Here is a 17,524-nt window from a genome sequence, read left to right as displayed (position 1 = left end):
GGCAATATTTGCCGAGATAAACAACAATTTATGGTTGTTATAAGCTGCTGGTTTGTTCAAAATGAAAACATAAAAAATTTATTATACCAAAACATAATCATTAGGGAGATGAACATGGGGCGCAAGTGTATGGCTAATTTGGCAACCGCGTTAATTTTTGTACTTGCCAGCTGTGTTGCTGCTGCGCATGATAATTATAACAAGCAGAAAAGTCATGCCACATACATAGGTAATGCCGGTATTTTGGTGCAAGGGCAAAGAACTAAGCTATTGTTTGACCCTTTTTTCCACAAAGACTTTAGTATCTATCAATTAGTGCCTGAAAGTATTCGCCAAGCTATCTTTCAAGGCGCTGCACCTTATAACAATATTGATTATGTTTTTATTAGCCATGCTCATGATGACCATTTTTCAGCTAAAGATGTGCTTAATTATTTAACGCTTCAAACTCAGGTACAGCTTGTGGCGCCAAAGCAAGCGATTGATAAGTTAACAAAACTAAGTGAATACCATACGAATGCTGCAAGTATATTGCCTAGGTTACATGCGGTTTCACTAAATTATGGTGATATGGCCTGGTCAAAAACGATTAATAATACTCATATTTCGGCAGTGCGCATTCCTCATTCAGGTTGGCCAAGTAGAGCGAGTGTTGAAAATATTGTATTTAGAGCCACCTTGGCAGATGGTTCAACCGTTATGCATATGGGCGATGCTGATCCTGACGATGACCATTACCTGCCACATAAAGCTCATTGGCAACAGCAAGTTACTGATACTGCCTTTCCTCCTTATTGGTTTTTCTATTCGGCGGAAGGGCGAGATATCCTCGATGAGATAATTAACGCTGAGCAGCATATTGGTGTTCATGTGCCAGTGCAAGTGCCTAAACGCCTTAGCAGTGGTGAAAAGTTATTTTTCTCAAAACCTGGACAAACTGCTGAAATTCAGCGGCATTAAGCTTAGGTAACGTTAGGTAAGCTATTGCCAGCGCATTTTATCTACATTGCTTGAACTGTGTTTATATTTTGCTACTTGTTCTTTGTCGGTAAACTCAGTAATCTGTTTTCTGGTCTGACCATTTGAAGGGTTTTATAAATCACTTGGTCTAGGCGGTTAATCAATGGGTTAGGGATGAGGATGTATGCAACAAGAGTCAATTTTTATTAATGATGGAGAACATCGACTTCATCTGCGTCATATTTGGGCTCAGCAAGGTGGCGTACCCATTTTTATGTTGCATGGCTCAATTGAAAATGGCTTTATTTTTTATACCGAGAAAGGTAAAGGTTTAGCGTGTTTTCTTGCCAAACAGGGCTTTGATGTCTACGTTGCTGACTTACGGGGCCGGGGTAAAAGTAAACCTAGCATTAATGCTCATTCATCTTTTGGACAATATGAAACTATTACTCGTGATATCCCTCTGTTTTTGGAAAAAATACAGAGTTTAAATGCGCAAAAAATGCATCTGATTGCCCATTCATGGGGTGGGGTGCTAGTGTCGAGCTTTCTGGTGCGTTATCCTCATTGGCTTGATAAAGTGCGCAGTAAGACTTGTTTTGGTACGAAAAGGGTTGTTACCGCAAAAACATTTGAAGCATTTGTAAAACTTAAAGTATTGTGGCGTTATGTCGCACCTTTACTGGTGAGAAAAAGTGGCTATCTAGATGCAAAAAGATTAGGTATTGGCTCTGACAATGAAACGAAACAATCGCTAGCAGAAAGCTTAGCTTGGGTAACGCCAGGAATGTGGCGAGATAGTTATGATGATTTTGATTATTATCGTGCCGCACAAGAAATAACTTGGCCACCAACCTGGCATTTCACCGGCATTAAAGACCACGCGCTAGGACATCAACAAGACGTACAATTATTTATTGATGAATGTGGCAATAAAACGGCAAAATTTTCAGTCCTGTCAAAACAAGCTGGTAACCACCTTGATTATGACCATATCAATATTCTTACCCACGCTCAGGCGGTTGATGATCATTTTCCTGTCTTGGTCAATTGGTTACAACAACATGATAAAAAGGCCGAGTGATAACTATATTGTTTTCCAATACATATTTTCGAATGGCCTAAGGTAATATACTGATAGGCTTAATTAGTCATCATTATTGCAATGTTTTCGCTTGAATTTTTGCAAAGACTTCCCCATAAATAATTTATATCAATACATCATAGGGATTAGACTTTGGCACTTAAAATAGACCACGTTACGATTTTGGTAGCGTCGCTTGAAAACAGCATGAGCTATTATGATAAGTTATTTTCACTAATCGGCTTTACTAAATTAAAAGCCCATATTTGGACTGATAATGAAGGTTTCTTTTTTCAATTTAATGAAGCTAAACCCGGGACTTCAGATTATGAACGTTATGGTGCTGGTATGAATCATATTGGTTTTTCTGCTCCTTCAATTGAGTTTATTGAGAACGTGCAGCAGCAAATGGAAGCTGCTGGTTTTAATGTTCCCGAAATACAAACCTTTGGTGGTGTGAAAGCGTTATTTATGAAAGATCCTGACGGTATACGTTTTGAAATTACCTATTATCCGCCAGGCGCTGCTGTAGTTGGCTAAATTAGCTTTAGCTCACTACGAGTAGAGCTTTCTTAGTATAAAATATAACTATAAATCTTCGTTATCACCCATGGTTTCAATATTAATAATAGTGGAGCGATTTAAGGTCACCTTATAGCGCTGTACTTTTTGCTGCTGCTGTTTGTCGGTTTGCATTAAAACTAAGTTAATTTGATAGCGCCTTTCTACCGCTTGTTTCGTGATTTTATTCCCGTCTAGTGAATATAGTCGGCCTTCACCTTTTTTTAAGTAGCGTATGAACGGGGTTAGGTTGAAATAAATGCGCTGTTGTATTTCGTCATAGCCGGGTAAAAAACTTTTCACATTGACCTTAGTGTCGCTGCGAAAATGGAGTAATTGCGCCGCTTGCTTATTCTGCTGGCGTCGTGTTTGAAATAACTTATCAACTTCTTTTGGTAAGTCTTTATTACGAATATATTCCAGCCAAATTGTTTGGCTGGCAATGCGACTTTTATTAACGCTATTAGTATAAATGTTTTTCCATTTTGGCAAGCCATGTTGAATGCGCCGCCAAATAATTCGGGTAATATCGTCTTTAAATATTTCCCTTAAGCCATAAATGATCCCTAGCATACCAACGAGGGCTATGGTGACTTCGGTGAAATTTGCCCGAGCATTTAGCACTAGCATCATCACAAAGGCCATAATGATGGCAGTAACTGTGCCACGAACCAGTCGCTTTAAATTAGTATTTAGGTTTTTAACTTCTTTTTGAAATACCACGCCATACTCTACCAACCGCTGCAATAAACGCATTTTATTGGTAATGCGGTTCGGATCAGCCAAGGTAATTTGTGAATTATATTGATTAGTTTCACGGTAATCATTTTCACTTCTGCATAATGCAAATAGGAAGTTTCGCTCGGCAGTAAAGTCACTACTTTTCGGGCCACGTGATAATATTTTTAAAAACGACTGCTCAACATGCCAACTTAGGTAGTTGTCGGCATTTTCAAAAAAGGGACTGAGTTTTTTATCTGGTGGCGTATAGCGTCTTAATTTTTTCAGTAAGCTGATAATTTGCTCTGCAACAACGATTGCCTGCGGATAAAACGCTTCACTGTCTTTTAGTTTGATGGTTTGCTTTATGTCAGTGTCTAGTGCGATGCGAATTTGGTATGAAAATAAATTTAAGTTTAAACGATAGTCACTTTGTTCACCTTTGGTTTGACTGATAAAACGACTACGTACTAAAGGTAAATGTAATTGGTCGGAATAATAGGCACTATGACTTTTAATACTACTGTGAAAGTATTGCTCTTCAGAAAGGGTTCTGGGGCTAATGCCCATTTCAACAGGTAAAGAGAAATATAAATCAAGTCTTTGATAGTCACTCGGTAATAACTGGTAACTGACTTTTATGGAAAGGTTTTCGTCTTGAATGAGTTTAGTATTATTCACTTATAAATTTTACTCCTTGTTGGTTTAAAAAAAGCAGACCCTAGCACCTATAGTTTTCATTATACGCTATTATTAGAGATGTTATTGTTAATTCTTAGATGAATTTAATCTCAGATAATCCGGTCTAACTAAATGATTAATCAAGGCTCTTTGGTAATCCTTTAGTTAAGAAATCAAGCGCATTAGTTAAGTGAACTTGTTATTAATATTGTTAGAGTTGTTTAGTTGTACAAAAGGAATATCAATATGAAAATGGTTTACACCAGTGAAAATCACTTTTTAGTCAATAATGCTAAAAATATTATTGAATCTGCAGGCATTGAGACTTTTCTAAAAAATGAATTTGCACAAGGGGCCGTCGGCGAAATAGCCGCTTTTGATTGCTGGCCTGAAGTTTGGGTTGTTGATGATATTGCTTTTGAAAAGGCAAAAGCGGTTATTGCCGAGTCCAATAAACCTTCTAGTATGCATGATTGGATTTGTAATCATTGCTTAGAGAAAAATGATGCTTCGTTCGAAATTTGTTGGCAATGCAATAATGACGCAGAGTAATTATTGAGAATTGAATACCCCGGATGACTATCCAACTAAAATAATATGCAGTTAATTACCGATTTGATAAAAAAGGATAAACTCAGGTTACAAGCCCTTGAGTCTGTCAGGCAGTTACATCTGCCACAATGTTACATCGCGGCTGGATTTTTACGAAATCTAGTTTGGGACCATTTGCATCATTATCCCAAAGCGACAAAATTAAATGATGTTGATGTTATATATTTTGATAACAACGAAAGCGACCGAAATTATTACCTGCAAGCTGAACACTATTTACAAGAAAAGATGCCAGCGCTTAATTGGCAGGTGAGAAACCAAGCATATATGCATCAACGCAATGGTGATAAGCCATATACAAGTAGTCTTGATGCAATGGGGTTCTGGCCAGAGAAAGAAACGGCAATAGCGATTCGTTTAACAGCAATGGATACATTTGACTGTATTGCCGCGTTTGGCTTTGGCTCATTATTTAAGCTTGAACTTACGCCGAACCCAAAACGTAGTTATTTATTATTTGAACAACGCGTTAAGTGTAAAAATTGGTTAATACAATGGCCGAAACTGTCGATAGTAAATTATCGTACAAAAGCACAGTGAATGTTAGGGGCTGTTGATCTTTCGAGCTTACTTTTGCAGCATTTTGTTGGCTATTTATACAAGGCAGAGACTTTGTCATGTGATTATTCCACATAAAAAGGTGATAACGCTGTAAAAATGGTCAACAAATGTTGTCCGAAGAATTCGGCCAAAAGCGTTTCACTCTTTGTTGAGTCGTATTTGCATAGAATGACTAGGCTACATACGACTCGCCGCAATTAAAACGCTTTTATCTCGAACAAAATTTAACCACGAAAGGTTAACAGCCCCTAGTTTGGTTATTCGCATTATTTTTTCATTATTTTTTCTGAAACAGGTACATTTTAATTTTAATGCGATAGAATGTAAGCCAGACGATGGATCGTTTGTAAAATATGGAAAATAGAACAATGATGTTATCTAAAAGGAACCTATACCTTTCACTTTTATCTATGAGCTTAATGCTGTTAATGGCTCTTGCGCCGTTATCGGTTTACGCCAATAAGCCAATAGACAACTACAATGATTTAAAAAAACTACAACATTTAAATACTGAAAAAAATACTGACTTTATCCATCAGTTAATTAATAAGGCAAAAAGCGATATTTACCAACAGCTAAAAGCCCCTATTTATGCTTATATAGCGAAATTAAAAACTAATGATGGCAATTGGCTAGAAGGGAAATATTTTCTAGAACAAGCCATTTCTACCTTACCTGAAGTTAAAAATGACGATTTACTCATCGACTCGCTTGAGAATATTAGCTGGATATTTTTTATTCGAGGAAATTACACTGAGGCTATTTTTTATGTGCAAAAGATGGCCGATCACGCGTATGAGACCGCTAATCAGCGAGGCCAAATCGTTGCATTAAACCGGTTAGCGTTAAGCTACATAGAATTAGAATTATTTGAACTGGCGATTGAGCCTTTAGAAATGGCATTAAAGCTTTCTCGTGCTAGCAAAAATCATGATGGTGAATTTTTAGCGACACTTTATCTCATCAATACTCGGATCAAACTTACCAATACCGACCCAAATGAAAGCTTAAGCTTGAGCTTAATAGCTGAGCGAATCCCGTCTAAATTTAATGTCGATGATGGCTACTTGCCGCGCTTAAAAGGGGTTATCAATCAACAATTGGGGAATTTTGAAGCCGCAGAACGATGGCTCAAGCTAGCTGAAGAAAAAGCGACGTCAAACCATGATGTACGATTATTGCAAATTGTTAGTCAAAGCTTATCAGAGTTTTATTTAGTGACGAATCAGCCCTGGTTAGCCTTAGATTATGCCATGGTAAGTTTAGGATATAACAATCAAATGCAGCATTCTAACACTGGCGCGGCAATACACTATTTACTTAGTCGGATTTATCAACAGCTTGGCGATGAAAAAAATTCGTTAAAGTATTTGCGCGCCTATGCCGACTTTCAACAAACAGCAAGTGATAATAATACCGTTAGTTTAATTACTACTATGGATAAACGTATTGCCAGTATTAAACGCCAGCAAAAGCGTGCCGAATTAGATAACACATTACTTAGCAATACCCTTATGTCACAAGAAAATAAAAACAAACAACAGCTTTTTATTTTTATTATTATTGCCTTAGTGCTGATTTTTTTCTTTTTTATTGTGGTATTCGTCGTTCATCATCGGATGTTAAAAGCCCAATTAATATTATCGATGAAAGATGAACTAACTGGGGCTTATTGTCGTAATTATTTAAAAGGTTGTTTGCCAGCAATGCAGTCACGATTTGAACGGGAAGTAGATGAGCAGTTATCGTTAGGCGCGTTAATAATCGATTGTGATGATTTTAAATTTATCAATGATACCTTCGGGCATGCCGGAGGCGACAAAGCACTAAAAGCCATTGTTAGCACCATAAAAACTCATATTAGAGAGCATGACTTGTTACTTCGTTGGGGAGGAGACGAGTTTGTTTTAGTTTGTGAGTCTGTCAGCCAAGCGCAAATGCGTGATTTGGCCAAACGAATTACTCGCAGTATTAGTGATATGTTTATAGAATACGAAGACGCAACACTGACGGTAACTATCTCTGCAGGCTATGCTATTCACAAAAAATCTGAGCCGTTTAATTTTGATGGTTTAATAAAAGCCGCAGATGAATTTTTATTGGCAACCAAAAAAACGGGTAAAAATAGTTGTTTAGGTGATGGTTTTCGCGATATATCAATGAACGCTTTTTCTCGTGAGCTATCTGATGGTAAAACATAAGAATCAATAGAAGAGTAGCGTAAAACGAAAACGTAAGTCAGATAAAAAATAGATAATCAGATCATAAAAAGCATTAACCCAAGTTTGCCAAACCGCGCTAGAAGACGTTCATGGTTTTGAGTGGTTAACACATAAAGTTAATTATGGGAATTTCCAGAAAGCTTAAAAATTGTTTGTGTTTTTACCAGCAACCAAGCATTAGCAAATTACTTAAAGTCAGAGCATAACCGACAGCTGCCGTTGTTAATCGAAAACGCCCTAATAGCGATTGGCATTAAGCTCAAAAGATTGCAAAACAAGTTGAGCTAGATAGCGAAGAAAGCTGCACGCAGCAGCATCAGGGCAATTGGCGTAAAAGATTATCTTAAAAAGCCTTACAAGTTGCTAAATAATGATAAGGCAATAGCGCACATAATTATCCCGACCATCATATCAATTCCACGCTTTACCTTTGGCTGCCCAAGCCAAGGTGACATTTTCGCCGCCGCGCCTGCCAAACTATAAAACCAAATAATAGATGCCAACATAGTACCAAGGGCAAAAGCTATTTTTTCGTTACCTTGAAACTGGCCGCCAACACTCCCTAAAATCACCACAGTATCTAAGTAAACATGCGGGTTTAATAAGGTTACTGCTAAGGTTGAGCCAATTACTAGCAAAGGACGTTTTTTGTTTTTAGTTGCCGATAACCCTTTTTGTGCATAGCTATTTAGCCATGCTTGACGAAATGACAAGCCAGCATAGGCTAATAAAAAAGTGATGCCGCCCCAGGAAATAACAGTAACTAAGGTTGGTGACGTGGCAATGAGTTTAGCTCCGCCAAATACACCTAACGCAATAAGGGCAACATCACAAAACATACAAATAGTAGCGGCTAGAAAGTGATAGTTTTTTTTAATACTGTGATTCAATACATGTGAATTTTGTGCACCTAGTGGCAAAATCATACTAGCGCCGAGGAATAAGCCTTGAAATAGCGGTGAGAACATTTTTACTCCAATTAAATCGTGTTGCTGACTGGTGGTGAACAATTCAGGGCTAATTTAGCGTACAAATAGGTATAAATATAATTAATGATTTTTATCTTTGATTAGTTTTGCTAATATATGTTTTTGTCATTCTCAAGCTATGGGGTAGAGCACTTTGCTAGACTATAAGTTATTACATGCTTTTAGTGTCGTCGTTGATGAACAGAACTTTGCCAAAGCAGCGTCGGTATTAGCGATCACGCAATCTGCAGTTTCTCAACGAATAAAAATGTTAGAGCAAACCATAGGGCAGCCAGTATTGGTGCGAGCGCAACCTTTAGTGGCAACGAGCATAGGTAAAAAATTACTTGCACATTACCAACAAGTAAAACTGTTAGAGCAAGATATTCTTCCCGATATTTCAGCAAATACTCAAGCTGAAACGATTACCGCTAACATTGCTAGCAATGCAGATAGCTTAGCAACTTGGTTGATCACGGCTATTAGTGATGTTTGCCATCAATATAATGTCGCGGTAAATTTTCGTCTCGCTGATGAAAACAGAACTATTAACTACTTAAAAGATGGTGAGGTTTTTGGTGCTATTAGCACGCACGCTCAAGCGTTACCTGGCTGTACGTTAGAAAAGTTGGGCGATATGCACTATTTACTGGTGGCAGCGCCAAGCTTTGTAAAAAGCTACTTTCCAAATGGCATTAACGAACGCTCGTTGGCAAGAGCCCCCGCTGTTGCCTACGATCAAAAAGACGATATGCACATAAAATATATTGAGCAAACTTTTGGTTTAAAAGGTGGTTCTTACCCTTGTCATACGGTGCGCTCATCAGAAGCCTTTGTCGGTTTTGCTAAGCAAGGTTTAGCATATTGTTTGATCCCCAAACTACAAATTCAGACTGAACTTGCTTCAGGCAAACTTATTGATTTAATGCCTGAAAACACGATAACCAGAACCTTATATTGGCATCATTGGGTGTTGCTTAAAGGAGTGTTTAAAGCGTTTTCAAAAGCAATTATTTATCGCGCACAACAAGCGCTGAAAAACCAATAGATCATCAGGAGAAAGATATGAATAATTTAACGGTAAGAAAAGCCACCGCTGCAGATTCAACAATTCTGTTTAAGTTTATTAAAGACCTCGCAATTTATGAAAAAGCCGAGCATGAAGTCTTGGCAACCGAGATGAGCATTAGAGAGACGCTATTTGCAGAAAATAGCCATGTTTTTGCCCTAATTTGTGAGCTTGATGGACAAGCGATAGGCTCAGCAATTTATTTCTTTAATTATTCGACTTGGCTAGCAAAATCAGGACTGTATCTAGAAGACTTATACGTAATGCCTGAGTACAGAGGTAAAGGTGCAGGCGTTACACTATTAAAAGCAATGGCGAAAATTGCAATAGCAAAAGATTGTGCGCGCTTTGAGTGGAGCTGTTTGGATTGGAACACACCGTCAAGAGAGTTCTACCACTCTTTAGGTGCTCAAGCGCAGGAAGAATGGGTTGGCTATCGCATGACCGGGAAAACTCTTAGTGATTTTGCAGCTGATCTGACTCAATAATACATCGGCCTTGCCCGGGATTTTTGGCAAAGGCAAGCATAGCATTTGCTACTTTCTCTGCTGGTATCGCACGGTATTTCTTTGCAATAAGTCGTGCTAATATTTTCATCAATATTGCACCCAAGCGCTCAGCAAAGCGAATTTCTTGACGTTTGCCCGTTAACAACGATGGGCGGAATATGCCAAGAGATGCAAAGTTGAGAGCCATTAAATCGCTTTCGACTTGACCTTTAACTTGGTTATAAAAAACACGGGAGTTTTTATCGGCCGCCATGGCTGAAACAATAGCGAAAAGAGGCGTGTTTTGGCGTTGAAAATACCGAGCTATGGTGACGGGGTAGTGATAATCCACTTGCTTGAATGCTTTTTTAGAGCCCGCTTTTTTAATGGTGGTACCTAGTACACAAAACACATGCTCAGGAGTGAATAGTTTTTCATTGGCGGTCAACTTATCGAGCTCTTGTTCGAGTTGTTGAAAATTAACCACGTATTGTTGAAGTTTCTTATGCTGAATTTTGTTCTGTGTCCGCACTAATATTATGACTTGAGCATAGTCATCCGTTGCCAGTAACCGATTCAACAAATGTTGACCAATTAATCCGCTTGCGCCGACGAGAAGGGCAACTTTGCCTTTATTGTTATTAATGCTATTCCCAGTCATTGCTTTGCTTACCTTAATTCGTTGAAATAATAACAAGGGCATAAGTTTTTGATAAAAAAAACTTATGGTTAGCCAGCGGCGTGCTTCGATACTTTGCCTGATAACCTTGTTATTAACGATAGATTTTATTGGCCCAACGTGTCAAGCCTGATGTGACACTGCCGAAGTGATCGCCAATAACAATAGGCACCTGATTAAACTGTGCTTGTAGAAAGTGATTAATGACAGGTGATTTAGCGGTACCACCGGTAACAAAAATAACATCTGGCTGCACCTCTGCTTGAGCAATCGCATCGTTCATTAGCCGAGTGATGCTTGCTAGCTCTCGTTGACAAGCGCTGGCAAATTCTTCGCGATTGACTGAAATTGATAAATCAGCCGCGATGTCGTCTAAACTAGTATTATGCATTGCCTTATCGGTTAAAGATATTTTGCACTGCTCGGCGCCATTAACCACTCGGTAACTCAATTTTTGTTCTTGTATGGTTAATAGTCTAGCAACAAGCTCTGGCTGCTCGGAATCACGAATAAGCTGCTGTAAAAAGCGTTTATTGCTGTCACTATAAAACTCTGTTTGTTCATTAATATTGTTTATTGCTACCGCTTGCCAGTAGCTATTTGACGGCATAGGTTTACCGGTTTTCAGTAGTGAATCTAAGCCAAAACTCGGCATGAAACCGCGTAATGCCAAGGCAATGTCAAAATCATTGCCACCAACACGTTCACCGCTATGGCTCAATAAATCTTGTTCTCTATCTTGGTGAATGGCTTGATTTGGCCCCATTAATAACATTGAACAATCGGTTGTGCCACCGCCAATATCTACCACGAGTACTTTGGTTTCTTGACTGAGGGAGGCTTCATATTCAAAGCCTGCGGCAACGGGTTCAAATTGAAATTCTATGTCTTTAAAACCGACACGTTTGGCGGCATTGGTTAACACCGCTATTGCTTGTTGATTACTTTCTTCCCCACGCACCCCCTGAAAGTTGATTGGACGACCAATGACCGTTTGGCTAATTGAACGGCCAAGCGCCTGTTCGGCGAGGGTTTTTACATTCATCATCATGGCGGCGACTATGTCTTCAAAAAGCGCTATTTGCTGCGGCATTAAGCCGCTGGCTCCGAGGAATGATTTAGGTGATTTTATGTAATAACCTTCATCTGGCTCAGCTAAATAATCTTGTAAGGCGTTTTGACCAAAGGATAGCTCAGTTGGGTAACCGTCTAAAGTCAGCTCTCTTAAGGTGCTATTTCCTTTTTGTAGTTGCCATTGCCGTTGTTGTTGAAAGTTTTTCTGCTCATCTAAGGTCAAGTGACTATGCAACCAGTTAACAATAATCTCGCGGCTTGGTGCATATAGTGTGGAAGAGATATATCGACCATGATCGCCTAAAGTCAATAGTTTAGGTGTGGTGTTTTGCATTACGCCGACGGCACAGTTAGAAGTGCCATAGTCAAATCCGATCATGTTGAGGTCCATAATAAAAAGGTCGCGTAGAATACTGAGATATTTAACGCTAAGCAAGTGCTTTTCACATCAGCACTTATATTGCTCTTGTCGGTAGAATATTCACCCTAATAAAAATAATTGAGTTAATTCCAGAGGAAAAATTAATGCGCTTTTCAATGAAAAACTTGCCATCGGTGCTGTCATTATCATTATTACTTTCTTTAGCATCAGCTTCGGTAACAAGTTATGCGGCTGAAACTATTGAAAGTTATGCTGATAAAACCAAAAAAAGCATGGAAAAAATGCAGAAGAAGAGAACTACTTGGACCGAAGCCGATAAAGCCATTATGAAAGCGGCAAGTGACAAGTTGGCCAATGAACTACCAAACCCTGGCCTAAAAGCCGGTAATAAAGCGCCTAACTTTAAATTGAAGAATGCATTTGGCCATACAGTTGAGCTATATAAAACCCTTAAAAAAGGTCCTGTGGTATTGATTTTCTATCGTGGCGCTTGGTGCCCGTATTGTAACTTGCATTTACATGCTTTAAAGAATGCACTACCTGAATTTGAAAAATTTGACGCACAAGTGATAGCGGTATCGCCACAATCTCCAGATAAGTCAGCGGAGCAAGTTAAGAAAGATGGCTTTCCATTTGAAGTGTTAAGCGATAGTAGCTCAAAAGTGATGAAAGATTATAAGCTTTATTTTGAATTACCTAGTGATTTAATGAGAATTTATAAAGAACATGGTTTAGACATTGAAGAGTTTAATGGTGCAGGGCGCAATGGTTTACCTACCCCTGGCGCATTTATTATTGATACTAACGGCATGATCAGAACTATGCAGGCAGAAGTTGATTACAAGTCGCGTATGGCACCAGAAGATATTCTTAAAGCCTTGGCAAAATTATAAAAAGCATAAGCCAGCTGAACATTTGCAGTTTGAGGTGAAATCAGTGCTTGATTTGTGCGGTAAATAAAATAATGGCGAAGTGATTTTCGCCATTATAGCTACTCGCATTGCGGCCAATCTTGCTCTTGATCTTGAAACAATTGTTGAATTTCTTCAATGTCAGCACGGCTGTGATCTAAGGCATGAACAAACTCGAATTCTATTTTGTTGCGAGCCATTTTATACAATTCATCAAATGCTTGGTCATTACTCCAAGCCTTTTTATAAGGACGAACGCTAGTTAAGGCATCAAAAATATCAGCCACGGCGACAATTTTCGCTTCAATAGGAATATCTTTACCCTTCAAGCCCAAAGGGTAGCCACCACCATCAATTTGTTCATGATGAGAGCAAATGATATTTTTTAAGACATCGATAAAAGGCATATTATTTAGCTGGTATAAATCGACAAGTTTCTCAACTAATTCGCTACCTTTGACGGTATGCAATTTCATTTGTTCAAATTCATCTGCGCTCAGTCTACCAGGCTTTAGCAATATTGAATCTGGGACCATAAGCTTGCCTAAATCGTGCAGGGGCGCATATAAGAATAAATGCTCGATGAACTCATCAGATAACTGATATTTTTTTGCTACTTTTCTGGCGATTAGTAGCGAGTAATAAGCCATACGCTTTAAGTGTTCACCGGTTTCAGGATCACGATATTGGCTAATGACTTTCATCGATTCGATAGTCGATTTAAGCATGTTGATATCACTTAAGTCTTGCTGCAAAATCAATGACACCATCACCGAAATATAACTTAAGGTCATAGTTAATTCGGTACTCAAGGCATTTTTTGCATGAGAATTAACAAAGAAAAAACCTAACAGCTTATCATCATAGAATAATGGCATAGTAAAACTTGAAAGGTAGCCAGCCATTTCTATTTTGTCGGAATGTGATTGTTTATTATTTGAAAACACTGACATATCGTTGACAATGCGAGCACTTTTTTCTTGTGCTATTTCATATAAAGAGCGGCATTGGTCAAAATTCACTTCATAGTTTGAAAATTGACTGTTTCTATTTTCATCGAGTACATATGTTTGTAATGTGTTTCGATCTTCATGGTAAAGCACGATAGAAATACGGTCGATGACTTGGTATTTCAGATTGAGTTGCTGGCGTATATACTTAACTTTATCCGCGATTGCTGTGCGTTTGCTTAAAAATGCAAAGTCTCGTTCAATATTCAAGACGGTTCCTCTATAGTCGAGACGCAGCTTTCATTGGCTTCAGTATAGCTTCATGTATCGACACATCATAAAAGTGGTTTAATCATTACCTGTTTTAGGCAGTTACTATTATATAATTGTCTAATAGCCTGTATAGCTAAGATCAAAATGAAACATGATCTAGATCACTGATTTTCTGTGTTAAATTGTACGATAGTGTTATTTCTTGCTTTAAATTGTACGATGGCGTTACGTTTGTTGATTGATGGTTATTATGCTGTGATTTTTCTGTTAGCTGCTGATGTTTTTAAAACAGTATGAATAGGACTGATGAAGTAAGTCGATAGAAAATCAAAAAGGTTAGCATCAAAAGAATAAGATTAAATGATTTGATTTTTGTTTAAGTTATTGAAATTTAATTGAAATAATTATTGGTAAAGCATGATGAATTATTGATTTTACAGTAAGTCAGTAACAAGGCAATTTCCTCTTAGTTTCAAGGGGAAATTACCTTACTATATTAATACTTGTGATAAAGATCACTAGCCCGATGGCATCGCCAGTATAGTTTTAATATCAATGGTTTCTTGATATTGCACTAAAGCTGTTTCTCGTTGCATTCTCGCCAATACCGCCATGCGATCAGAAAGTTCATTACCTTCAATATTAGCGTGGCCTTTAACGTGGCTAATAATTAAGTTCGCTTTTAAGGCTTGATAAAGTGAAAAGCATTGCTTGATGACTTCAAGGTTTTTAATTTCCTCACCTTTGCCACGAGTCCAACCTTTTGCCTGCCAGCCTTTTGCCCATTTAGTTATGCAGTCAATAGAGTATTTAGAGTCAGATAATACTTGCACCGTTTTACCTTGTTTTATATGTACTTGTGCGTATCTAAATGCCGCTAACATGCCGTTGAGCTCAGCGGTATTATTGGTGCCCATCGGAAGGTACAAACCATACCAAAGTTCTACTAATTTTTGTTTTTGATATACCGCCATACCAGTACCAGATTTACCTGGATTAGGAGAGCAGGCACCGTCACAATAAATGTTGATATCGGCTGCTTGCTTAGCGGCTGAAGGCGCGTCACTTGCTTTCACATAAGCCGCAAAAGCGCTAGGTTTAGTCGTGCTACTTTTGCTCATTGAGCGTTTTGTTAGTGCTTTAGTGTAAGTCGATTGAAAAGCGAGCTCAGCTTCTGCTTTAGAAGCAAAACCCATGTATTGTGCATCAGCTCGTCCTTGGGTGTGATTTTTAACATCGTTCCAATGTTCAAAAACGCCTGTTTTCGCGCCTTTCCATATCACGTAATATTTTTTACTCATAGATTTTTGACCTGGGTACTATTTTATTTGTTTGCTGTTTTTTACCGACCAAATAACTAGCGCAATACCGGCAATAAAAAATGGAATACTTAACATTTGCCCAGCTGTTAACATGATATCTGCGGTGTAAGCGGCTTGTTTTTCTTTTAACATTTCAATCAGAAAGCGAGCAGTAAAAATTAGAATTAAAAATACGCCAAGAACCGAACCTTGTGGCGTTTTTTCTTTCTTTTGTTTATAAAAAACCATTAAAATAAAAAATATCGCTAAGTAGGCAAACGCTTCATACAATTGAGAAGGGTGGCGAGCAACATTGTCAATTCTTGAGAAAACAACGGCCCAAGGCACATCACTGGCGGTGCCGAGAATTTCTGAATTAACAAAGTTAGCACTACGCACAAAAAAGCCAAACAGTGCGGTACAGATGGCTAATCTATCGAGAAGCCACATAAAATTCATATTATTTTTTCTGCTGTAAAAACCGGCAGCAATAATAGCGCCTAAACCGCCACCATGACTGGCAAGTCCGCCCTCCCAAATGGCAAGTATTTTCATTGGATTAGCAAAGTAGTAGCTGGGATCATAAAAGAAGCAATGACCTAAGCGAGCGCCAACTATGACGCCAATAACGATATAAACCAATAAATTATCTAAAGCGACCGTATCTTGTTTTTCAGTTTGAAATATCCATTTCATTGCCTGTAAACCAGAAAGAATTGCGGTCGCGAATAACACACCATACCAATGGACGGTAAGTGGTCCTATGGAGAAAAATACCGGATCAAGATCCCAAACTAAATGTTGCAAAGAAATACCCTTATCATGCTTATAGTGAAAATTGCTGAACTAAAGTAATAGCCTAATTGCCGATATTCTATCAAGCTACTTGTGGTTGTGGTGAATTAATTTGTGCCAAAGCATGAACAAATTCAGTTGGTTGTTCAACGTTGATTAAAACTTGTTCGAATGATTCAACGAACGCGCCCATCATGCCCCAGTATTTTACCGGCTGATTGAAGGTGATTTTTATATTGTGCTGCTTAGCACGGCCTATTTTTAATAAATCACTGGTTTTGCTTCCATTGCTTTCATATTCCTCAGCGTTATTTAAGACAACCGATGTAATATCAGCTAAATGCACCGGCATAAAATTAAAAATAGAGTTGTTAATGATCAATTTGTTATCTTGGATGTAGATGGAGTAATGACGTGATAAACGATAATTTGCTGCCATTAAAATAAATCCATAGAGAATAAGTATTGCCGCCATTGATGCTGCTATTTCGCTCCAATCCACCAGTAGTTTATAGCTAACAGTTGCCGCCAGAATTAAGCCTAATGTCATAGCGAAAAAGTGCCAAGCTTTGCCTGACAATAAGGTAATTTTATTAAGTGATTTTGGATGATTTTTTGATAAGCGTGGAATCGTGTAGTATCAACTTGCGGGCTCTGTGGCAAAGGTTAGTGCTAAGCCTTGTTTTTTTTCATCATCGTATTTTTCAATGGCACCAATGTGTGGATCACCAGATAAGTTACGTGCTTGCCAAAGTCCTTTAACAATAACAAACATTAAATAGCATTCAATTATCAGTAACACGGCAATAATGGGATAACGCAACCATAAAATAAAATCAAAGTATTGTGCGATGTCTTCTGGGAAACTGTAGCGGGCTACGGCGCTGGAAAGACTGAGAATAATCAATAATTTCCAAGCTTTTTGCTTACCGGCTTTAATGATTAAAAACCAATAGAGTATCGGCAAAATGAGAAAGTAAACAACACTTGCGATAATTACCGAATATAAGCCGAATGCTTCAGTTGTCGTTTCAGGAATAAACTTAAAACCTAAATAATAACTCGTTATTGCAATTGCTAAAAATATCAGACGGTATTTAACAGAGGTTCTCACAAGTATTCCTTTTCTTATTTTTGTTACAACTTTTTCTTTGCTGAAACTGAGTATAAGGGAGTTTGATTAGTGCTTGAAGTTGAATTTTTTAAGCGAGCTAAAGTGGCGATAGTAAATGC

Annotated in this window: 18 protein-coding genes; 9 read left to right on the top strand and 9 right to left on the bottom strand. The window is 38.2% G+C overall.

Going from position 1 to position 17,524, the window contains the following annotated elements; all coding sequences use genetic code 11:
• Positions 1–129 precede the first annotated feature (129 nt).
• The 3 genes from AC27JP_RS10520 to AC27JP_RS10510 all read left to right on the top strand — a co-directional run bounded on the left by AC27JP_RS10520 (position 130) and on the right by AC27JP_RS10510 (position 2,584).
• A complete protein-coding gene (locus AC27JP_RS10520) occupies positions 130–960 on the top strand; it encodes an MBL fold metallo-hydrolase (protein WP_487114788.1) in 831 nt (276 codons plus the stop codon).
• Positions 961–1,144: 184 nt separating this feature from the next.
• Positions 1,145–2,044: an alpha/beta fold hydrolase gene (locus AC27JP_RS10515; protein WP_487114786.1), complete on the top strand. Its 900-nt coding sequence runs from the start codon at positions 1,145–1,147 to the stop codon at positions 2,042–2,044.
• Positions 2,045–2,197: 153 nt separating this feature from the next.
• Positions 2,198–2,584 carry a VOC family protein gene (locus tag AC27JP_RS10510; RefSeq protein ID WP_487114784.1) on the top strand — a complete coding sequence of 129 codons (387 nt, stop codon included), beginning with the start codon at positions 2,198–2,200 and terminating at the stop codon, positions 2,582–2,584.
• Between the two features lie 48 nt (positions 2,585–2,632).
• Here the strand turns inward: AC27JP_RS10510 and AC27JP_RS10505 are convergent, their stop codons facing one another.
• Entirely contained in the window at positions 2,633–4,006 is a 1,374-nt protein-coding gene (locus AC27JP_RS10505; RefSeq protein WP_487114782.1) for a hypothetical protein, read from the bottom strand.
• A gap of 246 nt (positions 4,007–4,252) precedes the next feature.
• Between AC27JP_RS10505 and AC27JP_RS10500 the strand changes: the two genes are divergently transcribed.
• From AC27JP_RS10500 to AC27JP_RS10490, 3 genes are all read left to right on the top strand, one after another.
• Entirely contained in the window at positions 4,253–4,558 is a 306-nt protein-coding gene (locus tag AC27JP_RS10500; protein WP_487114780.1) for a putative signal transducing protein, read from the top strand.
• Positions 4,559–4,603: 45 nt separating this feature from the next.
• A complete protein-coding gene (locus AC27JP_RS10495) occupies positions 4,604–5,158 on the top strand; it encodes a nucleotidyltransferase family protein (protein ID WP_487114778.1) in 555 nt (184 codons plus the stop codon).
• 389 nt (positions 5,159–5,547) lie between these two features.
• Entirely contained in the window at positions 5,548–7,380 is a 1,833-nt protein-coding gene (locus AC27JP_RS10490; protein ID WP_487114776.1) for a tetratricopeptide repeat-containing diguanylate cyclase, read from the top strand.
• 374 nt (positions 7,381–7,754) lie between these two features.
• On the opposite strand, the gene AC27JP_RS10485 is transcribed toward AC27JP_RS10490, so the two are convergent.
• Positions 7,755–8,369: a LysE/ArgO family amino acid transporter gene (locus tag AC27JP_RS10485; RefSeq protein ID WP_487114774.1), complete on the bottom strand. Its 615-nt coding sequence runs from the start codon at positions 8,367–8,369 to the stop codon at positions 7,755–7,757.
• 154 nt (positions 8,370–8,523) lie between these two features.
• Here AC27JP_RS10485 and AC27JP_RS10480 point away from each other — a divergent pair, with 154 nt between their 5' ends.
• Positions 8,524–9,417: a LysR family transcriptional regulator ArgP gene (locus AC27JP_RS10480; RefSeq protein WP_487114772.1), complete on the top strand. Its 894-nt coding sequence runs from the start codon at positions 8,524–8,526 to the stop codon at positions 9,415–9,417.
• Between the two features lie 17 nt (positions 9,418–9,434).
• A complete protein-coding gene (locus AC27JP_RS10475) occupies positions 9,435–9,926 on the top strand; it encodes a GNAT family N-acetyltransferase (protein WP_487114770.1) in 492 nt (163 codons plus the stop codon).
• Here AC27JP_RS10475 and AC27JP_RS10470 read toward each other — a convergent pair.
• Both AC27JP_RS10470 and yegD read right to left on the bottom strand, forming a co-directional pair.
• Positions 9,895–10,587 (bottom strand): NAD(P)H-binding protein, encoded by a 693-nt coding sequence (locus AC27JP_RS10470; protein ID WP_487114768.1) that lies wholly within the window; start codon positions 10,585–10,587, stop codon positions 9,895–9,897. The genes AC27JP_RS10475 and AC27JP_RS10470 overlap by 32 nt on opposite strands.
• A 112-nt stretch (positions 10,588–10,699) precedes the next feature.
• On the bottom strand, positions 10,700–12,058 hold the full coding sequence (gene yegD, locus AC27JP_RS10465; RefSeq protein ID WP_487114766.1) for a molecular chaperone: 1,359 nt from the start codon (positions 12,056–12,058) through the stop codon (positions 10,700–10,702).
• Positions 12,059–12,204: 146 nt separating this feature from the next.
• Between yegD and AC27JP_RS10460 the strand changes: the two genes are divergently transcribed.
• On the top strand, positions 12,205–12,954 hold the full coding sequence (locus AC27JP_RS10460; protein WP_487114764.1) for a peroxiredoxin-like family protein: 750 nt from the start codon (positions 12,205–12,207) through the stop codon (positions 12,952–12,954).
• A gap of 98 nt (positions 12,955–13,052) precedes the next feature.
• Here the strand turns inward: AC27JP_RS10460 and AC27JP_RS10455 are convergent, their stop codons facing one another.
• The 5 genes from AC27JP_RS10455 to AC27JP_RS10435 form a co-directional block, all read right to left on the bottom strand.
• Positions 13,053–14,192 carry an HD domain-containing phosphohydrolase gene (locus tag AC27JP_RS10455; RefSeq protein ID WP_487114762.1) on the bottom strand — a complete coding sequence of 380 codons (1,140 nt, stop codon included), beginning with the start codon at positions 14,190–14,192 and terminating at the stop codon, positions 13,053–13,055.
• Positions 14,193–14,713: 521 nt separating this feature from the next.
• A complete protein-coding gene (locus AC27JP_RS10450; RefSeq protein ID WP_487114760.1) occupies positions 14,714–15,496 on the bottom strand; it encodes a ribonuclease H family protein in 783 nt (260 codons plus the stop codon).
• 18 nt (positions 15,497–15,514) lie between these two features.
• A complete protein-coding gene (gene lgt / locus AC27JP_RS10445) occupies positions 15,515–16,303 on the bottom strand; it encodes a prolipoprotein diacylglyceryl transferase (protein WP_487114758.1) in 789 nt (262 codons plus the stop codon).
• A gap of 70 nt (positions 16,304–16,373) precedes the next feature.
• Entirely contained in the window at positions 16,374–16,841 is a 468-nt protein-coding gene (locus AC27JP_RS10440) for a hypothetical protein (protein ID WP_487114756.1), read from the bottom strand.
• Between the two features lie 90 nt (positions 16,842–16,931).
• Complete coding sequence (locus tag AC27JP_RS10435; RefSeq protein WP_487114755.1) at positions 16,932–17,405, bottom strand: hypothetical protein; 474 nt, start codon at positions 17,403–17,405, stop codon at positions 16,932–16,934.
• Positions 17,406–17,524 lie beyond the last annotated feature (119 nt).

The organism is Colwellia sp. SU-HH01172, from assembly GCF_057553355.1.
This window is presented reverse-complemented; position numbering and strand designations above follow the sequence as displayed.